Genomic DNA, 8,843 nt, shown 5'->3' on the forward strand with positions numbered 1-8,843 from the left:
ATTTCCCCTCCTTTTTAACGTTTTGCCTTCCGGTAGCCAGCCTTCTCAGCAGCCCCCTCAGAACAAAACCAGACCACATTGTCGCTGAATGAATCATAATAAGACCCGCCAGGCACATGATAAATATGAGAATTAGCATTGCCTTTTATCTTTCCCTTGCAAGAGGCATTCTGCTCTGTATCATCGGAAGGATTGTTTTCATAGCGGGAACCTTTCTGGCTTTTTTCAGAAACGGAAGGCTTTTGTGCCGGAGATTTCTGCTGATCAGCATGATAGCCATCTTCCTGTGCATAATTCTCAATTGACCAAATCCCGATACCAGCTTTTTGAGCTTTTTTCTGTATCGCATAAAATGAATCCACATACTTCGTATTCGGCGCATAAATATAGGCAACCCTTGCCAGTCCCTTTTCCAGCAAAATCTCATTGAACATCTTGCCATCTGCATAAATGTAAGCGAGCAGCCGGCCATATTTATCTCTCCCGCCGCCAAGTCCCAGCTCAACCTGAATTTTTTTTCCCGGATAAAGCGTCTTCGCAGTGAAAGCGGAAGCCTCAGGACCAAACGGCTGAACACCAAGGCGCGGATGATGCGTTTCAGGTGTATCTACACAAAGCATCCGAACACTCTCAACCTTCCCGTTCACTTCAATTTTGACCGTATCGCCATCCACATTTTTCACAATTTCTGCCGGAAGAAGATTCTTCTCGTCAGGCTGAACGGAACTATTTGTATCAGCAGGCGTGCTCTCTTGCTTCCCGCCGGTGCTCTGACTGCTTTCAGCCTGATCTGGACTCTTCTGAACAGCTGGACTCTCTGCTGTACATCCTGCAGCAAAGAAGGAGCATAAAAGAATCATAACTGATAGATACTTTTTCATGATGAGAACTCCTTGATTCTTTAATTTTTGGTATATGGGATATTATAGCAGATTTATTTTGTTGGCGGTGAATGCCTAAGTATATGAGTGACCTGCGCCCTAAGTTCAAAATCAAGTATTAGCAAGCTGTTAGAGTAACCCTCCGTCCTGTTCACCGGAACGGGACAGGTCACTCTATATAAAAGTGACAGACACACAAAAAACACCCCTTCCAACTGCAAAAGGGGTGTCCTGACTCACTTATACTGCATATAAACAACCTGTGTAACTAGAAAATCCTCAAGGCCATGTTTGCCGTCTGCTCCGCCAAGACCGGATTTTCTTCTGCCGGCGTGATAACCCTGAACGGCTTCGAAGTTTTCACGGTTGACGAAGGTTTCTCCGTATTTAAGTCCGTTTATGACCTGCATGGCCTCATGGACGTTTTCAGTGTAAACAGAGGAAGAAAGGCCATAGTCAGAATCGTTGGCCATGTCAATGGCATCTTCCAGCTGAGTGAAAGTAACAATTGGGATAACTGGGCCGAAAATTTCTTCCTGGATGATTTCCATGTCCTGCTTCACATTGGATAGAATGGTCGGTTCATAAAAATAGCCTTTTTCAGCATCTGCACGTTTTCCGCCTGTTTCGAGTGATGCGCCTGCCTCCAATGCTGATTGGACCATTTCATCCACCGCTTTTAGTCTGTCTTCGCTGACCAGAGGGCCGATGTCAATGTCTTTATCTTTCAGCGGGTCGCCCCATTTCGCCATTTTGAAGGCGGTTGTCAGCTTTTCTGTAAATTCTTTTGCGACAGATTCGTGCACATAAATACGTTCAGCGTTTGTACAGGCTTGTCCGGTGTTAGTGAGTCTCGAGATTTTAATGTTTTCAACAGCTAGGTCAAGGTCAGCATTGGCTGTGACGATGGCTGGTGCTTTGCCTCCAAGTTCTAAGTTCACCTTTATGATGTTTTGGGCAGCAGCTTCCATCACCTTTGTTCCTGCACCAACGCTGCCGGTCATAGTAATGATGCCGACTTTTGGATTGGATGCCATGGCGTTGCCAATGGTGGAGCCTTTGCCTGTAATAAAGTTATAGACTCCTTTAGGGAGGTCGTCCATTTCTGCAATGATTTTAGTAAATTCTGCGGCAGTGTTCGGTGTTTGCTGGCTTGGCTTCAATACGATTGAGCAGCCTGCAATCAAGGCTGTAGCGACTTTTCTTGCCAGAATGAAAACTGGGAAATTCCATGGAACAATGCCTGCGACAACACCGATCGGCCGTTTGTAGATAAAGATGTTTTCATTTGGCCTGTCGCTTGGTACGATTTCCCCTTCAATTCTTCGGCTCCATTCTGACATGTAGTGAAAATAGTCAATGGCCAGGTCGACTTCTGCGCTTGCCTGTTCATATGGCTTTCCCTGTTCTTCCTGAAGCAGTGAAATAAATTTATCCCGTTTATTCTGGATGGCGTCTCCAAGCTTTCTTACAATCTTGCCTCTTTCTGAGGAGGGAACCTTTTCCCATTCTTTTTGAGCTTCAAAGGCTGCGTCAATGGCTTTATCTGCATCTTCTTTTGTTCCGTTAGGAATTTTGGAGATGACTTCTTCTGTTGCTGGGTTGACTATTTCAATCCAGTCGTCAGAGGTAGAATCGGTGTATTCTCCGTTAATATAAAGTTTAATTTCCTGCACTTCTATTCCTCCTTTTAACGTTCCTATGTGACTCTTCCACTATATTGCAGTGCTGAAACCTCAGAATGTACCGCTCTCCAAGAGAGAGGGCAAGTGAAAACTAGTTTAAAAGTCTGTAGAAAGGGGTAGTGATAAATCGTTATAATTTTTACATAAATTTCAAAGGAGAGAAGAAAATGGGAATGAAAAGAACTGCTGCAGCCGCAGTGATGGGCACTGTATTGGCATTATCGATTTTTTCAGGAGGCTCAGCGGCAGCTGCTTCCTCGCCAGCATTGAAACAGGGAGATGATTTAGCCGCCCTTGTAAGAAGCTTTAACAGCACGGTAAATCTGGGTGAGATTTACGATATACATATCGCCTATGATAAGCTCAGCAATCAGATCAATGCAGCAGAGAAGGCCATTTCAAAGGTTTCTGGAAAGTCCAGGCGTGCCTCTCTTTCAGCAAAATACATCAAACCAGCTAAAATTGCGAAAGAACGGGTGATTTACGAGGTTTCCGAATACCGTCTTATGAAAAGCGCAGGGAGAATGGTGCTTGAAGACAAGGGAGCTGCAGCATCAAGCAGTATGAAGAAGCTTGATCGGCTGAAGGTGAGGGCAGCGGCCATTAAGAAGGCAGGAAACTATGCGGCCCTTCCTAAATCTGTGAATGAGACACTATCCGGAATTGAAACACTCTTAAAAACCAATAAATTTGCAGTCCCAGATGCAAAATTAAAGTACAAAGTTAGCGATACAGCATTGGACGTATTTCTCCTTGTGAACAGGGACAGGCAGAAGGCTGACCTGCCGATGGTAACACTTAATGAAAGACTGAGCTATGCTGCTGAAATGAAGGCGCGGGATATGTATGCAAACAAATATTTTGGTCTGAATTCAAAGAAATACGGACCGATCAACCAAATGCTGCCGAAGCTCGGCATTACAAGTTTTTCTGCTGCTGGAGTAAATATATTCAAGAACTATCCAACACCAAAATCTATGAGGGATGTATGGAGAAAAACGTCTTCCCAGAAAGAAATTGTGCTCAATGCAAAGATTATCTATGCGGGCATCGGCACTGACCATGAATATGCTGCCCATTTCTTTTTAATCCCATAATTTATAGACTCTGTTCAAGGAGAATGTTGATTTTAGAGCACCTGTTGATTGGAGTGGAAGGCGGGAGACTCCCGCACTGCCCGTGGAAAGCGGACGCCTGCAACGGAGATCAACAGCCAAATTTTACAGAGCCAATTCTTAAAAAACAGGGCATTCAAGGAGAGCTCTCCTGAATGCCCTTTTTTTATGCGTTAACAGGACAGATTTCGAGGCAGGAGATGAGCAGCAATTTTTCTTTTGCTTGGTAAAGAAGAACTTTCAAAGCATTTTTCTCGAAAATAAATCCCTTTTTCTGAAGAAGATCAAGGTCGTCCGAAAGCCTTGCTGCAAGGAGTCTTGCATGTTTTAGCTTCCATTTGATAGAGAGGGTGATGATAGCTTCATTCAAGAGATGATGCAGGCGGGCTAAGGATTCATTTATCTCCTCAAGCTGCCTTCCGTAAGCTTTTTGACAGGCTGCAGTCCAGCGGGAATAGAGAGCAGCAAGCAATCGTTCCATTTTCCCTGCTGCTTTTGCACATGCTGTAATGGCTTTCACTCCCTTCATGTTCTTTCTTATGCAGAAGTTCTTTTTGATGCCTGTACTTTTTGTCAAAAAAATTTTTAGAGGAGTTCGCCGATATATAAGGAAAAGTGCCCGATAAATTGGAGAGTTCGATATCCAGAAGAATGTGTCCGATATATAGAAAAGTTCGCTGATTTACAGGAGAAAGTACTCGATATATTCGAAAGTTCGCTGATATCGAGGAAAATTCGTCCCGGTACTTTAGAAAATTCAATGATTATCCAGAAGAAAGAGCTTCGTATCCAGGGGAGCGCCCAATAAATACTGAATCCTGCAGATATCTGACATTAGGGACATGCTTCGTCAGATAGCCGTGAAGCCAAAACCTATTTTCCTTGAGAATAAACTTTTTTTGGAGGAATAAAAATGTACAAACAATCTGTATTTATTCTTGGCCTAATCGGTTCGATTCTAGGGGTCATCGGGATTTTCAGTTCCTTCATTTTTTTGGTAGTGATTTGGGGCTTCATTATGCAGGGGACAGCGGGAGGGGAAGAAGTAACAGACAGCCAGATGAGATTGGCCGTCTTCCTTGCAGTCCTTCAGTCTGTGCTGGCCTTTTCAGCTATCATCGCATCTTTTGTCCTGTCTTTGCCTCTGATGCTGAAAAAGAATCAGAAGCTTTCAGGCAGCTGGCTGATCGGTCTTTCTATTTTTTTGTTCATCTGTGATGCCCTTTTGATAATTCCCGCAGGGCTCCTATTGGCAGCAGGCATTCTCGGTGTGCAGGATAAAAGCAAAGGGAAATATGCCGTACCTAAAGCAGAGGTCAGCCTCTGACGAGTTTGCCGGGTGAGAGAAAAGGCTACATTATGGATGAAACCTTTTAGATGATCTACCGTATTGATAATGGAAAAGGATGTGAAGGTATTGAGAACAGCTAACCCGGCAGTAAAAGCATTTGAAAGAAGAACGGAAACCTACTATAACAGGCCCATGACATTAATGGGAGCCGTCCATAAATCATTTTTGCTTCTATTTATCCTTGTGATCGCAGCAGGCGCCGCTTGGTATTATTCTTCAACAGGAAGCAGTTCAGCTGGCTTTATAGCCATAGGAGGAATTGGAGGCTTAATTACTGCTTTAATAGCCAGTTTCATTCCGAAATCTGCACCGATTACAGCACCGCTTTATGCTGTGCTTGAGGGGATGGCAGTTGGAGGAATATCCTATTATTATGCAAGCCAGTACGGCGGAATCGTGATGCAGGCCATTCTGCTGACGATCAGCGTTTTTGCTGTGATGCTTGTTATTTATCGAACGGGCATCATTAAAGTGACAAATAAATTCAGGGTCGCTGTTTTTTCAGCAACGCTTGGCATTATGCTGCTTTACCTCGTTTCCTTCGTCTTGCAGCTGTTTGGAATAGGTGTCCCTTTTCTTCATGGCTCTTCTAGCTTGAGCATTATTATTTCGTTTGTTATTGTCGGTGTGGCGGCATTGAACCTTGTGCTCGATTTTGATTTGATTGAAAGAGCTTCAAGAACAGGACAGCCGAAATATATGGAATGGTATGCAGGCTTTGCATTGCTTGTCACACTTGTATGGCTGTATCTTGAAATATTGCGCCTTCTGTCTAAGCTTGCCAATAGAAATTAACATTGATAGAAGCTTTCTTTCACAGGAAACTTTTTCTCTTTTCCAGCCATACTAACAGCAGCAGCATATTTGATTAGTGGAGGGAAAGAGATGAAGAAGGAAGAACAGGAACTGAATGAGATGGCGATCAACCAGGCGGAAATTGTTCCGCACCCGAGGAATCCGCATGATGCGGCATTATTTATCCATGAGCCGTATCATTTGCTGGCAGCTGAAGATACAAGGCAGCCAGAAGAAGAATAAAGTAAAAAAAGCCCTCGCTGCAGAGGGCTTTTTTTTGTCCAGCGCTTGTCGGGGCTGATCGAGCGGCTTCCGCATTTCTTGTTATGAAATTAGTTTGCGGAATTTATTTGTCCAGTCATCTGCCAGCCATTCAAGTGCAAGTATTTGCCGGATCGCCTCTTTGTTGCTGCGGTCATGAAAAAAGATACGGTGAATAAAGCTTGGTGTTAATGAGTTCGGTTTTCTTTCTAACAGCGTTACTTTTGAATCCCTGGAAATCATTCCAGGCTTTATCACACGGAAAAAATAACCGGTGTAGCCTGTTTCGAATATTTTATTAAGCAATAATGGGCTGCTGTTGTATTTGTTGATGGTTATACACGGGTACCTGCCCTGTGAAAGCTCCACGATTGCTTCCCCTGCCTGATAGATATCGCCGATTTGAACAGCATCCTCTTTTCCATTTGATACAGTAAGGTTTTCACCGAAGGCTGCGTGCTGAAGCGGCGACCCCAGGACTTGTTCCCAGTAGGCGTAATGCTCAAAAGGGTACGCGCAAATCACTCTGTCTTCTCCGCCATGGAACTGTTTATTTGCCACCTCATCCCCTTGAATGATGGTTTTTCCTGCGTAAATTTCTTGCGCTTCATTCTTTGCAATTGCTGAGGTGAAGGAGCTGCCGCTGTGAAGCAGCTCTTTTGGTTTTCCGATGCTTAATCGCTCAATATTCATTTTGCATTCCGCCCTTGCGTATATTAGTCATTTCCAGCGTTTTGACAATGCTGATTTTGCATTGACAGCACCAGTAAAACGATGTAATCTCTAGTATGGGAACTGAATAATTTCTTCGTTAGGTGAGGCTCCTGCACGGAGACAAGCTGCTGCCCAAAAATGTCCAAAGACGCCAATGGGTCAACAGAAATCATCGACATAAGGTGATTTTTAATGTAGCTGGCATCATGCCTATGCCGTGCAGTGCTAAAGCTCTACGAATGGGGGATTGTTTTTTGCAATGCGTATTTAACACACCCTTCATTCACAGGGGTGTTTTTTGTTTGTCCCATTTATTCTATCATTTTTTGCCAGTAAGCAGGTTCTTATTTTGCGCCTTTTTAAAAGGCTATGTTATAGAAGAAGATTAATTTCTGTACACCTGTTGATCTACGTTCCAGGCGGGAGACTCCCGCGGAAAGCGGACAACTGAAACGGAAACCAACTGCCAATTTTAATAAGCTATTCCAAAAGAGAAACAATAAATTTTTATATACGCTTGGAGGTGTATGTATGGACAGCAGTCCCCGATCGAGACGTTTTGCGGTGAATAAACAAAATAGAGAATGGAAGGCCAGTCCATACAGCATCTAGCAGGGAAGGGGCCTTCTAAAGACAGGAGGAACCCGCCTTGGTTAAAAACATGACCTACAATGAAATCCTTCTTCGGATTATCCTGCTATTGAAAGACGGGAAGAAGAAAGACTTTCTTGAATTATTCGAAGAACTGCAGCCGTATGATATGGCGAGTATTTTTAAAGAGCTGCCTGAAAAGCACCATGTACGCTTTCTGTCCTTTTTGACTGTTGATGATATTACGATTATGATGCAGGAGCTTGAACTGCCGTATCAGCTTGCGATTTTCGAAAAGCTGGGTAAATTAAAAGGCGTCCAAGTGATTAATAAAATGGACAACGATGACCTTGCGACATTGCTGGATGAGCTTGATCCGGAGCTGAAAGAACAGCTGCTGTCAAGCATGGAAGACGAAGAGTCAAAAGCGGTGCAGACTTTGATGAACTACCCTCCGGAAACAGCCGGAAGGATTATGACGAACCGCTACGTATGGATTCCAAAACACTATACAGTGATGGATGCAGTGGCAAAGCTGAAGCAATTTGCAGAAATAGCCGAATCCATTAACTATTTATATGTAATTGATGAAAAAAAGCATCTTGTTGGGGTTGTCTCCTACAGAGATCTTATCCTCGGCGAGCCAAATGAAAAAATTGAAGAGTTGATGTATACAAGGGTCATTTCCATTGATGCTTACTCAGATCAGGAAGAAGTGGCGAAACTGATTGAACGGTATGACTTCCTTGCCATCCCTGTCACAGAAGGCGATCACAAGCTTGTCGGAATTGTAACGGTCGATGATGTGATCGATATTGTGATTCAGGAAGCCAATGAGGATTATGAGAAATTTGCTGCTTCCGGTAAATCGATTGATTTTGATACTCCGGCATTTGTAGCGGCTTACCGGCGGCTTCCCTGGCTGATTCTGCTGCTTTTTATCGGCCTTGTTTCAGGCAGCATTATCAGCTTCTTCCAGGGGACGCTTGATAAGGTAGTAGCTTTAGCCTTTTTTATGCCGATGATTGCAGGAATGACCGGTAATACAGGTACACAGTCACTCGCTGTGGTCATAAGAGGACTTGCACAGCATGATCTTGATAAAAAAACGGTGTTCAAGCTAATTTTCAGGGAACTGAGAGTGGGGCTGATTATTGGAATCGTTTGTGCGGTCTTTATTACGATTATTGCACTCATTTGGCAAGGGAATCTTCTTCTGGGACTGGTAGTCGGCAGCTCACTTCTTTTAACTTTGATTATTGGAACAATGGCAGGCACTTTGATTCCGCTTCTTTTGCAAAAGCTTAAGATTGACCCTGCGATTGCTTCAGGCCCTCTGATTACAACCTTAAATGATATTTTGTCTCTTACTATTTACTTTGGAATTGCAACAGCATTCCTTGCGTATCTCATGTAATGAAAAAAGCTGTCCGCTTTGCGGACAGCTTTT

General features: G+C 43.7%; 9 protein-coding genes and 1 riboswitch. Of the genes, 5 read left to right on the top strand and 4 right to left on the bottom strand.

The features are described 5' to 3' along the window. Positions 1 to 14: 14 nt before the first annotated feature. Together LRR81_RS12560 and aldA are read right to left on the bottom strand one after the other, a co-directional pair. Positions 15 to 881 (bottom strand): thermonuclease family protein, encoded by an 867-nt coding sequence (locus LRR81_RS12560; RefSeq protein ID WP_231789716.1) that lies wholly within the window; start codon positions 879 to 881, stop codon positions 15 to 17. 236 nt (positions 882 to 1,117) lie between these two features. Further along, complete coding sequence (gene aldA / locus LRR81_RS12565) at positions 1,118 to 2,557, bottom strand: aldehyde dehydrogenase (protein ID WP_231789717.1); 1,440 nt, start codon at positions 2,555 to 2,557, stop codon at positions 1,118 to 1,120. 176 nt (positions 2,558 to 2,733) lie between these two features. Here aldA and LRR81_RS12570 point away from each other — a divergent pair, with 176 nt between their 5' ends. Further along, on the top strand, positions 2,734 to 3,663 hold the full coding sequence (locus LRR81_RS12570; RefSeq protein ID WP_231789718.1) for a CAP domain-containing protein: 930 nt from the start codon (positions 2,734 to 2,736) through the stop codon (positions 3,661 to 3,663). A gap of 184 nt (positions 3,664 to 3,847) precedes the next feature. Here LRR81_RS12570 and LRR81_RS12575 read toward each other — a convergent pair whose 3' ends face one another. Beyond that, positions 3,848 to 4,210 (bottom strand): hypothetical protein, encoded by a 363-nt coding sequence (locus LRR81_RS12575; RefSeq protein WP_231789719.1) that lies wholly within the window; start codon positions 4,208 to 4,210, stop codon positions 3,848 to 3,850. 384 nt (positions 4,211 to 4,594) lie between these two features. Here LRR81_RS12575 and LRR81_RS12580 point away from each other — a divergent pair, with 384 nt between their 5' ends. The 3 genes from LRR81_RS12580 to LRR81_RS12590 all read left to right on the top strand — a co-directional run bounded on the left by LRR81_RS12580 (position 4,595) and on the right by LRR81_RS12590 (position 6,070). After that, positions 4,595 to 5,008, top strand: coding sequence for a hypothetical protein (locus LRR81_RS12580; RefSeq protein WP_231789720.1), 414 nt, complete (start codon positions 4,595 to 4,597; stop codon positions 5,006 to 5,008). Between the two features lie 90 nt (positions 5,009 to 5,098). Continuing rightward, on the top strand, positions 5,099 to 5,827 hold the full coding sequence (locus LRR81_RS12585) for a Bax inhibitor-1/YccA family protein (RefSeq protein WP_231789721.1): 729 nt from the start codon (positions 5,099 to 5,101) through the stop codon (positions 5,825 to 5,827). A 90-nt stretch (positions 5,828 to 5,917) separates the two neighbouring features. After that, positions 5,918 to 6,070: a transcriptional regulator SplA domain-containing protein gene (locus LRR81_RS12590; protein ID WP_231789722.1), complete on the top strand. Its 153-nt coding sequence runs from the start codon at positions 5,918 to 5,920 to the stop codon at positions 6,068 to 6,070. Positions 6,071 to 6,151: 81 nt separating this feature from the next. On the opposite strand, the gene LRR81_RS12595 is transcribed toward LRR81_RS12590, so the two are convergent. Next, positions 6,152 to 6,781, bottom strand: a complete 630-nt coding sequence (locus LRR81_RS12595) for an MOSC domain-containing protein (RefSeq protein ID WP_231789723.1) — start codon at positions 6,779 to 6,781, stop codon at positions 6,152 to 6,154. A 107-nt stretch (positions 6,782 to 6,888) separates the two neighbouring features. After that, positions 6,889 to 7,053: riboswitch (M-box (ykoK) riboswitch) on the top strand. A gap of 398 nt (positions 7,054 to 7,451) precedes the next feature. On the opposite strand from LRR81_RS12595, the gene mgtE reads away from it, so the two are divergent. After that, positions 7,452 to 8,810, top strand: a complete 1,359-nt coding sequence (gene mgtE / locus LRR81_RS12600) for a magnesium transporter (protein WP_231789724.1) — start codon at positions 7,452 to 7,454, stop codon at positions 8,808 to 8,810. Positions 8,811 to 8,843 lie beyond the last annotated feature (33 nt).

Origin of the sequence: Metabacillus kandeliae (assembly GCF_021166585.1) — a bacterium.
GTDB lineage: Bacteria > Bacillota > Bacilli > Bacillales > Bacillaceae > Metabacillus_B > Metabacillus_B kandeliae.

What these genes read in the sequence shown, in the direction of transcription:
- LRR81_RS12560 (WP_231789716.1), bottom strand. Translation starts at nt 881, where the DNA reads ATGAAAAAGTATCTATCAGTTATGATTCTTTTATGCTCCTTCTTTGCT.
- LRR81_RS12580 (WP_231789720.1), top strand. Translation starts at nt 4,595, where the DNA reads ATGTACAAACAATCTGTATTTATTCTTGGCCTAATCGGTTCGATTCTA.
- LRR81_RS12570 (WP_231789718.1), top strand. Translation starts at nt 2,734, where the DNA reads ATGGGAATGAAAAGAACTGCTGCAGCCGCAGTGATGGGCACTGTATTG.
- LRR81_RS12590 (WP_231789722.1), top strand. Translation starts at nt 5,918, where the DNA reads ATGAAGAAGGAAGAACAGGAACTGAATGAGATGGCGATCAACCAGGCG.
- LRR81_RS12575 (WP_231789719.1), bottom strand. Translation starts at nt 4,210, where the DNA reads ATGAAGGGAGTGAAAGCCATTACAGCATGTGCAAAAGCAGCAGGGAAA.
- LRR81_RS12595 (WP_231789723.1), bottom strand. Translation starts at nt 6,781, where the DNA reads ATGAATATTGAGCGATTAAGCATCGGAAAACCAAAAGAGCTGCTTCAC.